Origin of the sequence: Paenibacillus sp. UNC217MF (assembly GCF_000686865.1) — a bacterium.
Classification (GTDB): Bacteria; Bacillota; Bacilli; order Paenibacillales; family Paenibacillaceae; genus Paenibacillus_B; species Paenibacillus_B suaedae.
Genome location: NZ_KK366027.1, coordinates 304,807 through 321,508, shown reverse-complemented (window position 1 = coordinate 321,508; position 16,702 = coordinate 304,807). Strand labels below are relative to the sequence as shown.

The following is a 16,702-nucleotide window of genomic DNA, read 5'->3' as shown; positions in this document are numbered from 1 at the left end:
ATTTATCCCCTATCGTCAAAATAGTTGCTTGATTTTACCTAGAAAACGCTGTATTTCCGCCTGGGTAGCTTGCTTGGCTTCCAAGACGGCTTGCAGAAGAGTCAATGCCTCGTTAGTCACAGTCATGTTCATAGCATAAGTATGATCCTTCGTCTGCTTATGTAAAGTCTCGAGTGCCCTGCAGGATGCGTTCACACGCATCTCGTAATCATCGAGGCTCCAGTTGCGGTTACGTGCTGTAACAGCTGCGGTTAGGCATTGTTCAACAACCCTCTGTTGCTTGTCCCGAGTGGACGACAATAGCGTCCCAAATTCGGACAATGAGTCCGGTCCGGAGAATGAATGGGCAGCGACATCAGGTATGGTGTCACTTATGAATTCGCCAAGCAGCCGCTTCGGGCCTATCTCGATGACATCGGTAACTTTTTGCTTCTTCAAATAGCGCATCGTATCGGCCCACCGGACGGGCATGGTCATCTGCTTGAGCAGCATTTCCTTGACCGTATTGTCGATTCCCTCATATGGCAATGCGGTCACATTCGATATGACGCGGCTGTTCATTGGGCCAAACGAGTACTTCTTTAGCTCCGAATCCATCTCTGAAGCAGCTCCATGCATCAACGGGCAGTGAAAAGGAGCACTGACATTCAGCGGTATTGCCCTTGCATGCATTGCGTTTAACCGCTTGATAGCAACCTCCACCACTTCCGTATGACCGGAGATCACATTCTGGTTCGTCGAATTAAGACAAGCGACGTGAATGGATCGGCTTCCCTGCGTCAGATCGGCACATAAAGACTCTAAGACTTCGAGCGTGACCCCTTTAACGGCGGCCATCTTACCTTCTCCTAGCGGAACGGCCCGCTGCATGAAATTCCCTCTGTGACGCACCAGCTTTACCGCGTCGGAGAATGCGATCGCCCCACTGCATACCAAGGCGGTGTATTCCCCCAAGCTATGTCCTGCCATATATGCCGGTTCGATACCAAACTCCTCCTGCCACACCCGGAAGGCGATGACGCTAACCGTCAATATGGCAGGCTGGGCATTGCTTGTCATCGCTAATTCCGTACGTTCGCCTTCGAAGCACAAACTTTTCAAATCAAAGCCTAAGGAATCACCTGCCTCTTCAAATAGCTGCCGCGCGAATGAAAATTGCTGATAAAACCTGCTCCCCATGCCAGTATATTGGCACCCTTGTCCCGGAAACACAACTGCTAGGTTCACTACTCAGCCTTCTTTCTAGAACTATTTATGGGATGAAATAACTGCTTGCATAGGAAGTATATTACATCAAAATACAATATATAGTCAATTCAAACTATGTCGAATGACATAATATATTCAGGTTTCGTAGACATTTTTGCTGAACTAACGAATCAAAATCACTTAATGATGGTTTTTGTCATGTTTCGGGGGGAATCTCTTTTGAATCCATAAACAGCTGTCTCCTATCTGATGAACGCGACAAAAAACCTCTGGCACCAAGGCCAGAGGTCATGGATATTGACCGCCTATTAATCTACGGTCAGTATGCGTGGGGACATGCTCTTCACCGTCTTCGATGCAAGCCAAGATCCCAATGTGGCGGCAGCTACGCTCAGAATAGCTCCTAATACAACTTGCTCCGCTTGAATCGACAATGGCATTTCGACAATGCCATAGTTGGCAAGAATGACATTCAAGAGGCGCGGTAGTAGGAATAGACCCACAGGGATACCGATAATGGCCCCGATCATCGATAGATTAAAGACGCCGCTGGAGATCGATACTCTTATTTTGCGGGAGGTCATGCCGATTGATTTGTAAATACCATAGTTTTTTTGCTCTTTGCGGATGTTAATCCGGCAAATACTGAAAATAATAACGAACGTAGCGAGCAGGAACAGTAATCCGATGACGGACATCGGCAGAACCAATCCGGCTACCGCAGCAGAGAAAACCTCATTGACCAGCGATTCATGCGTAGCCGACCAGAGCGCGCTTCCGTACGAATTATTCAATTCAGTGACGAAGGTATCCGGATTGATATTGTCTTGAAGGTTAACGAAGTAGGAATCCATGTTGATGACATGTCGCTGACTGTTCGGAATGGCAGCAGCTTTCATGCGGGCAGAATACGCAAGATTTGCAATCGCCTGATAGACACCCGTGATCGTCATTGACTTCTTATCGCCAAGTACGTAGACATCGATTTTGTCCCCTACATCTTTTTTCAATTGCTTCGCAACGTTGATGCCGATCGAAATTTCATCATCCGCATGCGGATTGCCGCCTCTTAGATTCGACACTCCGATCTCATCATAATTTCCATCGACTAAAGTCAGCACGACATTGAGCTGGTTGGTGCCCGTATCGTCCTCGAAAGGGATAACGCCGTTCGTATCGCCAAATCGACTGTGGTTAACAATACGGCTGTCCCTAAACAGTGTCTGGTTCAACTGCTCATTAGACAGTTCCTTCGGCTCATCGATTCGCATCGAAATATCCGAGGAGTCATAACCCCAAGACGAAATCGTCTTGTTAATCGAGACGATGCTGTATATAAAGATGGAGCAGAAAATGAGCACCGCACTTGTAGCGACCGCCATTAACGTCATGAGGATGGAGCCTGCTCGGTTTTTTAACACCCCTCTTAGCCCCAGCACCCACACGATTGGAAGCCTGGAGAAGCTGATCAGCCAATTGGACTGCTGCTTCGCAGCACTTCTTTCGGACATACCGTAGCGGATAGCCTGGACTGGCTGTATGAACCGGGTACGATATGAGAACAACCATGAGATAACTATGACAACTACGAGAATGGACGCACCTACTGCTGCCGCCGCACCGAAATATTGAATGCTAAAGCTGGCGTCTCCCGATCTTAAGTAGGCTAGCGACTGGGCAATAATGAACTTGGAGAAGGGGTAGCTTAAGGCGATGCCTGGAATGATGGAAATGACGGACAGAACAGTATATTGTAAGACGTAAATCCCTGTTGTTCGGTACGAGGTGAAGCCTTGCGATTTTAAGATTCCTATCGTTTTGTAACTAGAAAGCACCGCGTCTGAAATCGTAAAGCCTACCGTATATAAGGCGACTAGAATCATCATAAGCGCCAGGAAAATGATCACGAAGCCCAGCATTTTGTTCGTCACCGTGTAGAACGAGGATAAGCTTTCAAACTTCGTTACGCTCTCCAAATACGGTGTTCCCAATTCGCGTTCGAATGATCGCCAATACGTAGCGTTCTCTTCGTAATGATCAAAGCGCAAGGCAAGCATAAACATGTCTTTGCCCTGCATGCTCAAGAGGTTACTTTGGAAATCAGCATGGTTCATCCACACTCTTCCTGTTGAAGTGAAGGGTGAACTGTACGCTACATCGATGACGACGGCAGCTACTTTCATTGACATCGTTCTCGTATCTTTCTTGAACTCAATTGTGTCACCGACCCCAATTCCTTTCGGGTAGGCGATTGATGTAGGCAGCCACACTGTGCCTTCCTCTGGCTCTGCCTGCTGTGTCCCCTCCGCGAACACAAGTCGATCCACCGTCACAGGCTGCGCAGGCGTATCCATCATCATTAGATCCGTGTTGGGATAATCCTTTCCGTTGAATGTATATCCTGTCATGCTCCGGTATCGCAGAAGCCCAGAGGACTGAACACCTTGCTGACTGCCCCACCAACTTTCCACTTGATTCGGATTATGCAAGTCCTGCTCCAATTTCAGAATTTGATGCGAGCCTTGTACCTTGGTATGAAAATCCATGTAGCTGTTATTCGTGTTCGTAATGACAATGACAGCAGTTGAGAACAGCAAGGATGCGAGTAGCATGATTAGCGCGATAAAGCCGTTCTGTATTTTCCTCCGTTTGAGATTGGATAAACATAACAGCCAAATTGGATACACGTGGGTTCACTCCTTCTCAGATACGAAATTGAAGATGGTACTTTCCCTCAATTTCATGTCGGATGACCGATAACTGCCCAACTCCAATATGCCGCCGATCATACCATCTCTCACCACGATGAGACGATTTGCTCTGCAGGCAGCCTTGATATCGTGCGTAACCATAACGATCGATTGGCCCTGCTCGTTCATCTGCGTGAAAATATCAAGAATTCCCATGCCCTGCTCATGGCTGAGCGCTCCGGTCGGTTCATCTGCAAAAATAATCTCTGGAGAGTTGATCAGCGCCCTGGAGATTGCCGCTCTCTGCTGCTGTCCGCCTGACACTTGAGAAGGTAAGCGGTTTTGATGCTCACTGAGCCCGACCCGCTTTAGAAGAGTGGCTGCTTTCTTGTTGACTTCGCTTTTACTGATACCTGCTATATAACCAGGGAATGCGACATTCTCAAGTAAGGTGAGATCAGGAACCAAATTTATCGACTGATAGACGTAACCGATTTTGCGGGCACGGAAGTCAGCCATTTCCTGTTCGGTGAAACGGTCAATTCGACGTCCATTGAAATAAATCTCTCCTCTTGTAACGGAGTCCAGGCCACTCAACATGTAGAGAAGCGTTGACTTGCCTGAACCGGAGCTTCCCATGATGACAGTGAAGTCGCCTTTGTACAAGTCCATATCGATATTTTTGATGGCATGGAATTGTTCTGAGCCGGATATGTATGTTTTGTTCAGGCCAGTCACTTTCAGAATTGTCTTTTTCTCTGTTAATACAGGCATCTTGATCGCATCCTTCTTATTCAAAATTATTGGGTCAGCATTACATCCCCAGAATCCGATAAGAGACTGACCATAGGTCCATCCATACCGATTGTCCCATTCGCTGCATCCGGGATATCTATGATGATTTTGCCTGAATCAGACTGCAGGCTCGTTTGCAGAGCGCTTGGGCGTTCCTTCACCTTTACCGTAATATTACCGGCATTCGTCTTCGCGGTAATCGGATGCTTGATCTCGGTTAGATCTAGGTTGACATGACCGGAGTCGGAGTAAATGTCGAATGCCCCGGCAGCTTCCTTCACATTGATGTTCCCGGTATCGCTGGCTAATTGGAACCGCTCTACGTTAATGTCCTGAACTTGAATGCTCTCGGTATCAGTAGTAACCTTGATCAAACTGAAGGATTGACTTGGAACCAAGAGAGATAGATGCAGCTTATTGTAGATATCGAAAAATCTCAGCGGCGTTTTTTCCTTCAGTTCGATTGTTAGTTGTCCGTTGTCGGTACTTGCGACAATTTCATAGTCATCTTTCCATTTATATGTCGTCTTGCCATGTATCTGTACTTCGATCGTATTTCCGTTGGTTGGAATGATCTTTACATCTGAGAGAGCCGACTTTACATCGATCGTACGAATGCCTTCGGCGTTTAACGTTCGGCTGCTGTTAATCTCAACAATGTTGTACGGTGAATTTCCAATCAGAAACCATACTCCCATTCCGAATATGGCAATTGTGATGAGCACGACACCTATCTTTTTGACTGACATATCAAGTTCTCCCCCTAATGATGGAAAGATTGTAGTTGAGGTAACGTAGAACCGTTTTATAATACCAGCGAGTCACCCGTACGACGCCGATTCCACAGAGTAACCCCAATCCGAATAAGCCCAAAATATAGAAGATGTCTTGGAAAAATGATGCGGAAAAGTTGTGCTGAATAAGAAAGAGGATCGGTGAGCTTAATAGAGCGGCAGTCAGGAAGTAGTATCCACCCAGTAGGACTAAAGTTACTATAAACGGCACGAGAACAAACACTAGATTCAATATGCTTACTCGGATCGTGACTCGAACGGCTCGAAGCAGGTTGCGGAATGATTGAGTATCACTGGCTTTGCGGATTTCGTATTGTGCTAAAATTTCATTTGCAATCGACGACGGCGCGCCCAACTTGCTTATAATTTCACTCATGGGACGACCTGCATCGATCGCGTAGTCAAAATGTTCAGAATAATCAAGTAGCACTTCATCTCTCTCGACCTTGGACAATGGCCTCAGCAGCTTGGCCATCTCTGCCAAATACGATTGTTTGTTCATTTCCTCCCCTCCTCGATTACAGCGTAGACACCATCTGTAAATCGCATCCATTCGTCTGTCAAATCGGCCAGCATTTCTCTCCCTCGTTCCGTCAGTTTGTAATATTTACGAGGTGGCCCTTCAGTTGATTCCTTTAAGTAAGTGGAAAATACGCCGTCAACTGTAAGCCTTCGCAAAAGTGGATATATTGTACCTTCGGCAATCTCGATCTTATTCGATATGGCCTCAACCAACTCGTACCCGTAACAATCTTTCTTGGCTGTCAGGGCCAATACGCAAAGCTCCAACACCCCTTTTTTGAATTGTACGTTCATCGCCATGTCACCTGCGCTTTGCTTGGTACTGATTATTGTAAGGTACTGTTTTTTTGCAAATCATACCAAATTATGTTCAGAATAGCAAGTGAACTTCATTATTACCAGAGCATTGCGGTTGACTCATATTGGGCTAAAGTTAAGGCAATATATAAGAAGGCATCAGGACGCGATAAGCATTGGCAATCACGCCGGCAGCAACTGGTCGACAGCTTTTAACGCACGGCAGCGGCGAATTCTGAGCGGATCAAAGCCTGCCAGCTCGGAGCTGGGGTTGAGCGTCATTTGTTCGGATTAAAGAGAATAGATCAAACGATGGGGGATGATTACCTGGATTACTTCTCGCTGCGCTATAACCGCTTGCGTCGAAATAATCAAGTATTAAGCATGCAACCGGATTACCCTATTGCTGACATGGTGATGCGCGAGCACTAGCCGTCGCTTGTGCTGGAATGACAAACTTTCGGAACTTTACCCAGTCCCTTTTTTAAATGATCGACCAATTGGATAATTTACAAAAAACCTGTACTTTCTAATCTATATGGATAAAAAAACAGGTTTTTGTAATATGAGCAATGTGATTCCGGACATCCCCCAAGACTCGAATGCCAATATGGCTGTAAATCTTGGGGGATGATTAATTCGTTATATACAGGGAATCAATTATGAGCATTCTGGAGACTAATTAAGGCTTCTATATTCTAATATCTCATCAACAGCTAGTACAAACCCACCCGATTCGCGGAAGGATTGTTGCATGTTTACAGCGGCTGTCTTGTAAGATGCGTGGCTTAACACATGGTCTGCGGCTTCGCGGATTTGCTCTGCAGTCAAGTCATCCATACGTAATGTAACACCCGCTCCAACTCTGGAGATTTGCTCGGCAATGACTGGCTGATCGGCACTTTGCGGGATAACAATGAGCGGAACTCCGTAATAGAGACCTTCATGAGCACTATTCATGCCACCATGTGTAATAAATAATTTCGTGTGTGGCAATAGATCGGTTTGTGGCACAACGTTTTTTACGATGAAGTTTGCAGGGATCCTACCTAAATCTGAAATTTGGACTTTATCACCGATCGACATGACAATCGTATGTTCCATGTCTCCCAAAGCATCCATACAGAGCTTATAGAAATCAATCGCTTGGTTAAAGACAGTACCGAGTGAAATGTAAATGAGGCTTCTTCCTTCGATTGCCGTAAGGTCGAAGTCTGTTTGGCTGACCCGTGAAGAGATGGATGGCCCAACAAATTGAAAGGAATGATCAAATGTTTCTCCTTCAGGTTGGAACTCCCTAGTCGTATACACGATGGTAAGTGGTGCTGGATTACAAAATACTTCATAAGGAGAATGGATCTTCACATGATAGGTTTCCTTTACTTTATCCGTCAGGCTTACAAATGTATCATGGATAGGCTTCGCGATCTCTGCAGGTACACTTGCATGGAACTGTTCCATCAAGCTTACGAAGGATGCCTCTGATTGCACAAAAGAAGTACAGGAATTGATTGCAGGCAGTTTCAACATGTGAGCTAGTATTCGTCCACAACCGAACATAGAATCATGAATGATGTAATCGAATTGCTCTCCCTTGATTTGTTCAAGTACGCTTGGTATGACGACATCTGCCGTAAGCAGCAAGCCGTTGATTCGTTCAAGTACATAATTTCGTCCACCTGAAATAAAGGCTTTGATGAATTTCTCATCATCAAATGTTCGTACGATAGCGCCTGTCTTCTCCAATCGCTCCCGGAATGCTTCTATGCAGAAGTACACGACCTCTTCTCCCCGTGAGATAAGCTCCTGTACGACTCCAATCGTGGGATTGATATGTCCCTCTGATCCCCCATTTATAAATAAAACACGTGCCATTATCATCACTCCTAAACAATACGGTTCGCTTACATTGTTCGCAAGGATCCACATGCCCTCGCTTGGATCAACTTGAAATTGTATTCGGGATCAAGTTTATCATAGTATACAAATAGTACAAATAATTTTTGTATAACCCCCGTAAATCTTCTCACTCCAAATGTAATTAGTGCAAATCCTATCATAAATGGGGATAAAGAAAAGATGCTAAAGCAAAAAAAACATCTCCCCAAATGAATGAGGAGATGTCCATGTATTCATATTAATTAGTGAGTAATGGATGATTTCGGATATAACGTTGTTCCCCAAATCGAAACATTAATATCGCTAGCTAACGGAACGTTATATTCATCAACAACTGTTCTCCACCATTCCCAAGCAAGACCTGTGCATTCTCTTGCAAAAATTCTGATGTTCTTGGCATTAGGCGGAAGTGGGATTTCTGTTGAGAAATGAGCAGTTCTATCGCGCCAATTTCCATCCCAACTTTTACGAGTCACGATTTCTTGTCCATTTTCATCATATGAAAACTCGTCCCAATATACTTCAAACTGAGCTACATATGCACCACTATGGTCAAGCTTAATTTTACCCTTCGTATATTCCGTCGTTTTCGTCTCGATATACTCGGTATTATTGTGAACGGCAGCGATGGAATTGTCTTTCAAGAAGACGCTTGTATATGAAATCGGGTAAGCTGGATTCTTGCTGCTGAATTCTGCATTGTCCTTGATTACGCTTTGGATAACATTGAAGTCTTTCGTGACAACTTGGTTATGTGTTTGCGCGTCGCCACCTAGTACAACGGCAGTAAATGAACTGTTTTCATAAATATCTTTGTACTGTCCGCTTGCCTGAATGCTAGGATTATTGAGCAATAATTTAAATGCCGTTTGTACATCATTGCTCTTGGAGGTCGTCTCCAATTTGACGTAAATGGTACGGCCATAAGCTACGTTTGATACCATCAACGGCGGAGTCTCGTTGCTAACCCCTTTACGGACTAGCTCGGCAAACGACACACTGTCATCAAACAGATCCGATGGATTGTTGGGCAGTCCTGCACTTACGGTATAGAAGATTTGCTTATAAGCAGCAACCATCACTTTTTTCTCGCCGTTTGCGACCGCGTTAAAGTCGATTCCCAGCGTCCCGTTAAGCACTTTAGCGTTCACATTCAGTGCACTGGAAATTTGATTTTGGCTGTAAACCATGGATTCAGCATACTGTAATCTAGCTGGGAGTGTATGCGTGCTGGAATACTTCTCGCCCCAAGTCGATACGAGCTGATCAATGGCACTAGATACGCTGCCGTAATTTGGATTTTGAACGGAAATTGTGTTCTCGTTCTTCAACCCAGGCAGATCAATGCTAATATCCATTGGCTTTCTTGCAGCCATAACCAGACTAGGCTGATTATCTGCAAAATCCTTATTTGCAAGCTGTATTGCACCTGGATAAGTACGATTCGTGATCGAATCAATGATTGAAATATCTACGGGTGACGTTGTAAGTGATTTTTTGTCCCGTTCAACCACGATGAATTTACCGTTGGACTGAATGCCTTCTTTGGGAACAAAACTACTGATTTGATCCCCTTGTACTGCCAAAACCTCATTGCGATTATAGTTCAAGCCTGCGATTCCAAGATCAATATCATTGGATTCGTTGGGTGCAGCGGAGGAAATACTCGCAAAAGTGAACACTTGCAAACTCACCAACAGACTTACGAGTACTTTCCTTCCTTTCACATAGTTTGATTTTTTCTTCATACAATTACCCCTCTTTATGTAAAATTGTAGTACTAATGTACTACATTAATTTTTTTATCGGTAATTTGGTATGAAATTTTTATATTTTTATTAAGAAATAATACGAAACTTCATAACTTTTATGACATGAATAAAATATTTTTAAGTCTAGTTCGATTATTTAGAGTAATATTTTCAAATTATAGGAATTTTCTTGTTTATTCTATTATCGTATATGAAATCCTAAATTACTAATAATATCCTTTTGATGAAAGAGTGAAATAAAACACTCCCCTAAGCATTACATTAGGAGAGTGTCGATAACCTGTTACATAAAAAGGCAGCCTCGAACCAATCAATTCCACGCATGAGAATGTGCCCTATTTCAAACCATAATTATGCGGCAACTCTAAATGGTGTATGAGCAAATTGACAGTAGCTTATGGAGGTGTAAAGTACGTGAACTGTAATGTTGGAAAAACGGAACAAGCGATTCGAATATCAGTTGGAGCTGCAATCATCTTTACGGGACTTTATTACAGAAAATGGTGGGGATTAATTGGATTGGCTCCTATCATTACAGGCACAACCCGCTATTGCCCGGCGAATGCAGTTCTCGGCATACAAAATTGCAAAAAAGTGAAATAAATGCTTCCCTTCGCTTTACTATTTACCGTAATCCAATGATGATTGGGTGAAGTCTCCAATAAAGAGTCTAAAACCTTAATAGGTTTTGGACTCATGCTTCATCCAATTTCTTCAGCCACTGTCATAATCCCGGTTGATTCGGCGGATTGGCCTTGATATAGGAGATAAACGCGCGGGATGCATAAGAAAGATATTTATCCCGAGGATAAATGAGAGCCAGCTCCCAAGCGATTTCCGGTTGGGACACGGTAACGGCATGAATGGCAAGATGATGCAATCGGTTCGCCATCGATCGGGGAATCAATGATATTCCTAGTTGCGAAGCTACCATCTCGCAGCAGAAATCCCATAGAGAGGTCAAATGAGCCACCTTGGGTTCGAACCCAGCCTGCAAGCATGCTTGCTCAACTACATCATGAAGGGCAAATTCCTTGGTGAACAGAATGAAGGGCTCATTCTGCAATTCGTTCAAGCTGACGGATTTCCTTCCAGCCAGCCAGTGATGATTACTCACGATGACAACCAGTTCTTCCGTTAACAAGGAAACCGTTCGATACAGCTGCGTGTTCACCGGCAGCACCGTGACCCCAAAATCGATATTTCCTTGCTCCATCTGCATCTTTACTTGTTTCGCGCTGTATTCTACCATTTGAATCTCAATCTTGGGATAGTTCTTCTTGAATCCGGAAATGATTTTTGGGAAAAGCAATGCGCTAATTGTAGGCATGATCCCCATTGTCACTTTTCCTCTTTGCACGTGAACCAGCTCATTTACGGAAGAAGATAAATCCTCTAGCATCTGCAAAATTTTTAAAGCTTTCTCGTTAACCAGCCTTCCTGTATCGGTGAGTACAACTTCCCTGTCGGAACGGTCAAGCAACATAACGCCCAATTCATCCTCGAGACTCTTGATCATCTTGCTGATGGACGGCTGAGAAACATACAAAACCTGAGAAGCTTTTGTAAAATTTTTATGCTTGGCTACTTCTGCAAAATAATGAAGTTGTTTAATATCCATGTGATCCGGATCTTCCTCCTTCCCCTACAGGCAAAGTGGTATCCAAACCATTCATCCCTTGGCTCAAGATCATGATATGCCTAACATGCCAAAAACAGCACTTCGCGCCGTTAAACGCTTAGTGCTGTTCAAATATGCCAATGGATTAAACCGGATATACCGGGTGCTTGCGCTCTGAGAAGACGACAGCCTTTGATGAATAAGCCGCAAAACGGTTCACTAACTCGGTACGCAGCGAATTGGCGGGAATAATTCCGTCAATAATCATTTCGGAGGCCAGTCGGTAAATATCAATGTCCTGCTTATATTCTTCACGCTTTTGTTCGATAAAAGCAGCCCTCTCGCTTTCAGGCAATTGAGCAATTTTATTGGCATAGACGGCATTGACTGCAGCCTCTGGCCCCATCACCGCGATTTGAGCTGTAGGCAGTGCGAGGCAACAATCCGGTTCAAAAGCTGGACCAGCCATCGCGTAAAGACCCGCTCCGTACGCTTTGCGAACGATTACTGAAATTTTAGGCACGGTTGCTTCGGACATCGCTGAAATCATTTTCGCCCCATGGCGGATAATTCCTGCCCGCTCCACCTTTGTGCCGATCATAAAACCAGGGACGTCGGCAAGGAATAGAAGCGGGATATGAAATGCGTCGCAAAGCGTAATAAATCTGGCTGCCTTATCCGCTGAATCGAGGAACAGCACGCCACCCTTCACCCGTGGCTGATTGGCAATGATCCCGACCGGTTTGCCATTCATTCGTGCCAGTCCTGTAATAAGCTCACCGGCAAACAGCTTCTTCATCTCAAAAAATGATCCCTCGTCGATAATACGGTCAATCAGATCAACCATATTGAACGGGGCATTCTGATTGGTCGGGATGAGCTCTTCTAATGATTTCTCAAAGGATGGCGGTGCCACTGGTTTCGCAACCGGCGGTTGTTCGGAAAAATGGGAGGGAAAGTATGAGAGATATTGCCGCGCCATCAAAATGGCTTCTTCTTCATTCTTCGCCAGCACATCCCCACACCCTGAAATCGAACAGTGCATGTGCGCACCGCCCATCTCTTCTAGCGTAACCTTTTCTCCGATTACCATCTCCGCCATCCGCGGGGAACCGAGATACATGGATGCATTTCCATCTACCATAATCACGATATCACAAAATGCCGGAATGTAGGCTCCGCCCGCAGCCGAAGGGCCGAACAGCAGGCAGATTTGAGGAATTTTGCCTGACAACTTGACCTGATTGTAAAAAATACGGCCAGCCCCGCGCCTGCCAGGAAACATCTCGACCTGATCTGTAATGCGGGCACCTGCGGAATCCACGAGGTAAATTAACGGCACTCTCATTTTCTCAGCTGTCTCTTGGATTCGAATGATCTTCTCTACCGTACGCGATCCCCACGATCCGGCTTTTACCGTAGAATCATTGGCCATTACGCATACGATTCTTCCGTTCATTTTCCCTATCGCCGTAACGACGCCATCCGCTGGAAGATCTTCTGCGGCGCAGTTGGCGAACAGCGCATCCTCCAGCTCGAAACCCGGATCAAACAGTAGGTTTAGTCGGTCGCGAACAAATAACTTCCCTTTTACCGCATTCTTTTGATGATAAGACGGATCCCCTCCTTCGAGGATTCGTGAAACACGTTTCTGCAGCTCCTCCGGATTGAATTCGATGGACATCCCCTATTCCTCCTTATCTGCGATATGCTTGTTACTCGCCCTTAAATATGGGAGGACGTTTATCTTTGAACGCCTGCAGTCCTTCTAAGCGATCCTTTGTCGGAATTGTGACTTCATATGCATGCTGCTCAATCGCAAGTCCAGTGTTCAGCTCCACTTCCAATCCCTTATCGATGGCGAATTTGGACTGAGTCACAGCGATAGGAGCATTTCGAACAATACGGCCTGCTATTTCCAAGGCCTTATCTATCAGGAATTCAGGCGGTGCCACAGCCTCTGCCAGTCCGATGTTCCTTGCTTCTTCAGCGTCGATTTTTCTTGCCGTGAAAATGAGCTCCTTCGCCCGTCCCTTCCCGATCAGCCTCGGCAGCCGCTGTGTTCCTCCTGCGCCGGGAATAATTCCAAGTGAAGTCTCTGCAAGGGCGAATGCGGCTGTTGTGGAAGCAATCCGAATGTCACAGGCCAAGATCAATTCCATTCCCCCGCCAATAGCGGCTCCGTTTACCGCGGCAATGACCGGCTGGGGCAAGGCTTCCACATCATTGATGGTCTCGCGAATGAAAGATACCGTTCTACGTACTTGGCTCATGTCCATCCCTGCGCGTTCTTTTAAATCAGCACCTGCGCAAAAGGCTTTCTCTCCAGCGCCTGTGATGATAATACAGCGAACAGCCCGATCCAATTTACATGCATTTGCCGCATCACGCAATTGTTCGAGCATCTTGATGGATAACGCATTGGCAGCTTCCGGCCGGTTCAACGTGATGAGCACAATTCCATTTCCCATATTGGAGACCAGTACGGCTTTTTCCATGATCGCCCCTCCTTCCTAGTACCGAATCATTCTCCTACATCATGTACCTGCTCATACGTTCGAGCTGCTGACCTGAAGATTCCGGCTCGGCAAGGTTCTTCCGACCTTCTCCTGAATATAACGCGCCGCGGAGAGAAGCTTTTCCTGATTGATCCCCGTCTGAATGCCCATTGAATCCAGCATGAACAACAAGTCCTCTGAAGCGACATTGCCGGAGGCTCCAGGTGCATACGGGCATCCGCCCAACCCTCCGACAGAGGCATCGAATGTTGTGATCCCCATGTTCATGGACGCTAGAATATTAGCCAGCGCCGTTCCACGCGTATCGTGGAAATGCAAAGTCAGTTTCTCGGCATCAAAACGCTTGAGCATCATTTCCAATACATCTTCTACCTGTTTCGGATTTGCAATGCCAATCGTATCCCCTAGAGATAATTCGCCAATCCCCATTTCGAACAACGTTTCCGATACACGGATGACCTCGTCGATAGAGATAGGCCCTTCATAGGGGCAGCCAAAAACCGTTGACACGTAACCGCGGACTGATTTTCCAGCGGAATGGGCTGCTTGCACGACTTCATGCAGAATGGGAAACGTAGCGTTTATTGACTTGTTGATATTTCTTTGATTGTGGGTCTCACTGGCAGACATAAAGACTGCCACCTCATCTACATCGGTCTCAAGTGCTCGCTCTAGGCCCTGCCGATTCGGAACGAGTGCCGAATACGTAATGCCAGGCATCCGCTCAATCCCTTTGGCAACTTCAGCGGCATCTGCCAGTGCTGGAATCCACTTCGGATTCACAAATGAAGTGATTTCTAAGGATGTGATTCCGGTACGGGACAGTTGGTTGATCCAAGCGATTTTATCTTCTGTTGCAACGAAAACCTTCTCATTTTGCAGTCCGTCCCTTGGACCAACCTCTTTGATCGTTACTTTCGCCGGCCAGTTCATCTCCCCCAACCCCCAGCATCTGTTTAATCAAGCTCGATCAACAAATCTCCTTCATCAACAAAGTCGCCTTCGCTCACGTTGACCTTGTTTACCGTTCCTCCGGTGCCAGACGTAATCGAGATCTCCATTTTCATCGATTCCAACACGACTACATTTTGCCCTGCCTCGACTTGATCCCCAGGGTTGACAAGAATCTTGTATACATTCCCCGCCATAACCGCCACGATTTTGCTCATCTGAATAACCTCCTTTTTTACGAATAGCCTTACGGTAACTCGCCGAGGCCTTATCCGATACAGTTATGTCTGCTCCAGCACATATTTCGCAACAAAGCCTGTTGTTGTCTCGCCTGAACGGAATGCTGGATGCGCGATGACTTCTTGCAGCATTGGAATGTTGGTCTTGATGCCTTCAACCTGATAATCGGCCAGCGCCTGTTGAAGCCGCTCAATCGCTTCATTGCGATCCTTCCCTGCGACGATGAGCTTTGCAATCATCGGATCATAGAAGGGCGTGACGACAGAACCATCATGTACAGCCAGCTCATGGCGAATTCCGTCTCCTTCAGGGATAGCGAACTTCGTAATGATTCCAGGAGATGGGAAGAACGTCTTCGGATCTTCTGCATAAATCCGTACTTCTATCGCATGGCCTTCGCGTTTCACATCAGATTGACCGAAGTTCAAGGAATGTCCTGCCGCAATTCGCAGCTGCTCCGCAACCAGGTCCAAGCCGGTAATCTCTTCTGTGATCGTATGCTCCACCTGCAGACGAGTATTCATTTCAAGAAAGTAGAAATTTTTATGCTCGTCGACTAAAAATTCGATGGTTCCGGCATTCCGGTATCCGATGGATTTAGCGGCTCTAACCGCCGCTTCTCCCATTTTTTCTCGTGTGAGTTCATCTAAAAAGGTTGAAGGAGCTTCTTCCACGACTTTTTGATGACGCCGTTGTATCGAACATTCCCGCTCCCACAAGTAGACGGTATTTCCCTGGGCGTCCGCTAAAATCTGAATTTCGATATGCCGAGGATTTTCTACAACCTTCTCTAGATACATGGCCCCATCTCCGAAGAAATTAGAGGCACGCTTCTGGTTCCCTTCAAATGCTTGCTTCATCTCCGCTTCGTTATTCACGATTTGCATGCCGATGCCGCCACCACCGGCTGAGGCTTTCAGCATAACCGGATAGCCGATTCGGCCGGCTGCCTGTGCTGCTTCTTCCGCATCCGCTAATGCACAGGAAATGCCGGGAATAACAGGCACGCCTGCCTGTTCCATGCTGTTTCGGGCTTCAATTTTACTGCCCATGCGGGCGATGACATCTGATGATGGGCCGATGAATACAATACCCGCTTCCTCGCAACGGCGTGCAAATTCCGCATTTTCCGAAAGTAACCCGTATCCGGGGTGAATCGCATCCGCTTGTGAAAGCTGGGCGATTTCTAAAATCTTGTCGATTTTTAAATAGCTATCTGTAACTTTTGGATTTCCTACCTCATAGGCCTCATCTGCCATTTTGACATGCGGAGCTTCCTTATCCACTTTCGAGTAGATGCTGACGGTGGCAATGCCCAGCGCTTTGCAAGTGCGGATCACTCGAGCAGCAATTTCGCCTCGGTTGGCGATTAGAATCTTTTTGAACATAGAAC

Annotated in this window: 15 protein-coding genes; 1 reads left to right on the top strand and 14 read right to left on the bottom strand. The window is 46.0% G+C overall.

The genetic code is table 11. The features are described 5' to 3' along the window. Window positions 1-15: 15 nt before the first annotated feature. From fabD to alv, 8 genes are all read right to left on the bottom strand, one after another. Window positions 16-1,227, bottom strand: coding sequence for an ACP S-malonyltransferase (gene fabD, locus BP95_RS30735; RefSeq protein WP_036590782.1), 1,212 nt, complete (start codon window positions 1,225-1,227; stop codon window positions 16-18). Between the two features lie 290 nt (window positions 1,228-1,517). Further along, on the bottom strand, window positions 1,518-3,896 hold the full coding sequence (locus tag BP95_RS0117535) for an ABC transporter permease (protein ID WP_021253397.1): 2,379 nt from the start codon (window positions 3,894-3,896) through the stop codon (window positions 1,518-1,520). Window positions 3,897-3,902: 6 nt separating this feature from the next. Then, complete coding sequence (locus BP95_RS0117530) at window positions 3,903-4,673, bottom strand: ABC transporter ATP-binding protein (protein WP_021253398.1); 771 nt, start codon at window positions 4,671-4,673, stop codon at window positions 3,903-3,905. A 26-nt stretch (window positions 4,674-4,699) separates the two neighbouring features. Beyond that, entirely contained in the window at window positions 4,700-5,443 is a 744-nt protein-coding gene (locus BP95_RS0117525) for a DUF4097 family beta strand repeat-containing protein (RefSeq protein ID WP_021253399.1), read from the bottom strand. Window position 5,444: 1 nt separating this feature from the next. Next, complete coding sequence (locus BP95_RS0117520; protein WP_021253400.1) at window positions 5,445-5,990, bottom strand: HAAS signaling domain-containing protein; 546 nt, start codon at window positions 5,988-5,990, stop codon at window positions 5,445-5,447. Further along, the gene (locus BP95_RS0117515; RefSeq protein WP_021253401.1) at window positions 5,987-6,304 is read right to left on the bottom strand and encodes a PadR family transcriptional regulator; all 318 of its coding nucleotides are present in this window, start codon (window positions 6,302-6,304) and stop codon (window positions 5,987-5,989) included. Before BP95_RS0117515 ends, BP95_RS0117520 begins: the two co-directional genes overlap by 4 nt. A gap of 681 nt (window positions 6,305-6,985) precedes the next feature. Then, a complete protein-coding gene (locus BP95_RS0117505) occupies window positions 6,986-8,182 on the bottom strand; it encodes a macrolide family glycosyltransferase (protein WP_021253402.1) in 1,197 nt (398 codons plus the stop codon). Between the two features lie 266 nt (window positions 8,183-8,448). Next, window positions 8,449-9,954 (bottom strand): cholesterol-dependent cytolysin alveolysin, encoded by a 1,506-nt coding sequence (alv, locus tag BP95_RS0117500; RefSeq protein ID WP_021253403.1) that lies wholly within the window; start codon window positions 9,952-9,954, stop codon window positions 8,449-8,451. Window positions 9,955-10,392: 438 nt separating this feature from the next. Between alv and BP95_RS0117495 the strand changes: the two genes are divergently transcribed. Continuing rightward, window positions 10,393-10,581 carry a YgaP family membrane protein gene (locus BP95_RS0117495; protein ID WP_021253404.1) on the top strand — a complete coding sequence of 63 codons (189 nt, stop codon included), beginning with the start codon at window positions 10,393-10,395 and terminating at the stop codon, window positions 10,579-10,581. Window positions 10,582-10,702: 121 nt separating this feature from the next. Here the strand turns inward: BP95_RS0117495 and BP95_RS0117490 are convergent, their stop codons facing one another. The 6 genes from BP95_RS0117490 to BP95_RS0117465 all read right to left on the bottom strand — a co-directional run bounded on the left by BP95_RS0117490 (window position 10,703) and on the right by BP95_RS0117465 (window position 16,697). After that, the gene (locus tag BP95_RS0117490; RefSeq protein WP_028532854.1) at window positions 10,703-11,599 is read right to left on the bottom strand and encodes a LysR family transcriptional regulator; all 897 of its coding nucleotides are present in this window, start codon (window positions 11,597-11,599) and stop codon (window positions 10,703-10,705) included. Between the two features lie 145 nt (window positions 11,600-11,744). Then, window positions 11,745-13,283, bottom strand: coding sequence for an acyl-CoA carboxylase subunit beta (locus tag BP95_RS0117485; RefSeq protein ID WP_028532853.1), 1,539 nt, complete (start codon window positions 13,281-13,283; stop codon window positions 11,745-11,747). A 31-nt stretch (window positions 13,284-13,314) separates the two neighbouring features. Continuing rightward, the gene (locus BP95_RS0117480) at window positions 13,315-14,097 is read right to left on the bottom strand and encodes an enoyl-CoA hydratase (RefSeq protein ID WP_021253407.1); all 783 of its coding nucleotides are present in this window, start codon (window positions 14,095-14,097) and stop codon (window positions 13,315-13,317) included. Between the two features lie 51 nt (window positions 14,098-14,148). Continuing rightward, entirely contained in the window at window positions 14,149-15,051 is a 903-nt protein-coding gene (locus BP95_RS0117475; protein WP_028532852.1) for a hydroxymethylglutaryl-CoA lyase, read from the bottom strand. A gap of 23 nt (window positions 15,052-15,074) precedes the next feature. Then, a complete protein-coding gene (locus BP95_RS0117470; protein WP_021253409.1) occupies window positions 15,075-15,287 on the bottom strand; it encodes an acetyl-CoA carboxylase biotin carboxyl carrier protein subunit in 213 nt (70 codons plus the stop codon). Window positions 15,288-15,350: 63 nt separating this feature from the next. After that, window positions 15,351-16,697 (bottom strand): acetyl-CoA carboxylase biotin carboxylase subunit, encoded by a 1,347-nt coding sequence (locus BP95_RS0117465; RefSeq protein WP_028532851.1) that lies wholly within the window; start codon window positions 16,695-16,697, stop codon window positions 15,351-15,353. Between the last annotated feature and the right edge of the window lie 5 nt (window positions 16,698-16,702).

Coding starts and splice junctions, on each gene's coding strand:
- BP95_RS0117530 (WP_021253398.1), bottom strand. CDS start 4,673: ATGCCTGTATTAACAGAGAAAAAGACAATTCTGAAAGTGACTGGCCTG.
- BP95_RS0117525 (WP_021253399.1), bottom strand. CDS start 5,443: ATGTCAGTCAAAAAGATAGGTGTCGTGCTCATCACAATTGCCATATTC.
- BP95_RS0117520 (WP_021253400.1), bottom strand. CDS start 5,990: ATGAACAAACAATCGTATTTGGCAGAGATGGCCAAGCTGCTGAGGCCA.
- BP95_RS0117515 (WP_021253401.1), bottom strand. CDS start 6,304: ATGAACGTACAATTCAAAAAAGGGGTGTTGGAGCTTTGCGTATTGGCC.
- BP95_RS0117505 (WP_021253402.1), bottom strand. CDS start 8,182: ATGGCACGTGTTTTATTTATAAATGGGGGATCAGAGGGACATATCAAT.
- alv (WP_021253403.1), bottom strand. CDS start 9,954: ATGAAGAAAAAATCAAACTATGTGAAAGGAAGGAAAGTACTCGTAAGT.
- BP95_RS0117490 (WP_028532854.1), bottom strand. CDS start 11,599: ATGGATATTAAACAACTTCATTATTTTGCAGAAGTAGCCAAGCATAAA.
- BP95_RS0117485 (WP_028532853.1), bottom strand. CDS start 13,283: ATGTCCATCGAATTCAATCCGGAGGAGCTGCAGAAACGTGTTTCACGA.
- BP95_RS0117480 (WP_021253407.1), bottom strand. CDS start 14,097: ATGGAAAAAGCCGTACTGGTCTCCAATATGGGAAATGGAATTGTGCTC.
- BP95_RS0117475 (WP_028532852.1), bottom strand. CDS start 15,051: ATGAACTGGCCGGCGAAAGTAACGATCAAAGAGGTTGGTCCAAGGGAC.
- BP95_RS0117470 (WP_021253409.1), bottom strand. CDS start 15,287: ATGAGCAAAATCGTGGCGGTTATGGCGGGGAATGTATACAAGATTCTT.
- BP95_RS0117465 (WP_028532851.1), bottom strand. CDS start 16,697: ATGTTCAAAAAGATTCTAATCGCCAACCGAGGCGAAATTGCTGCTCGA.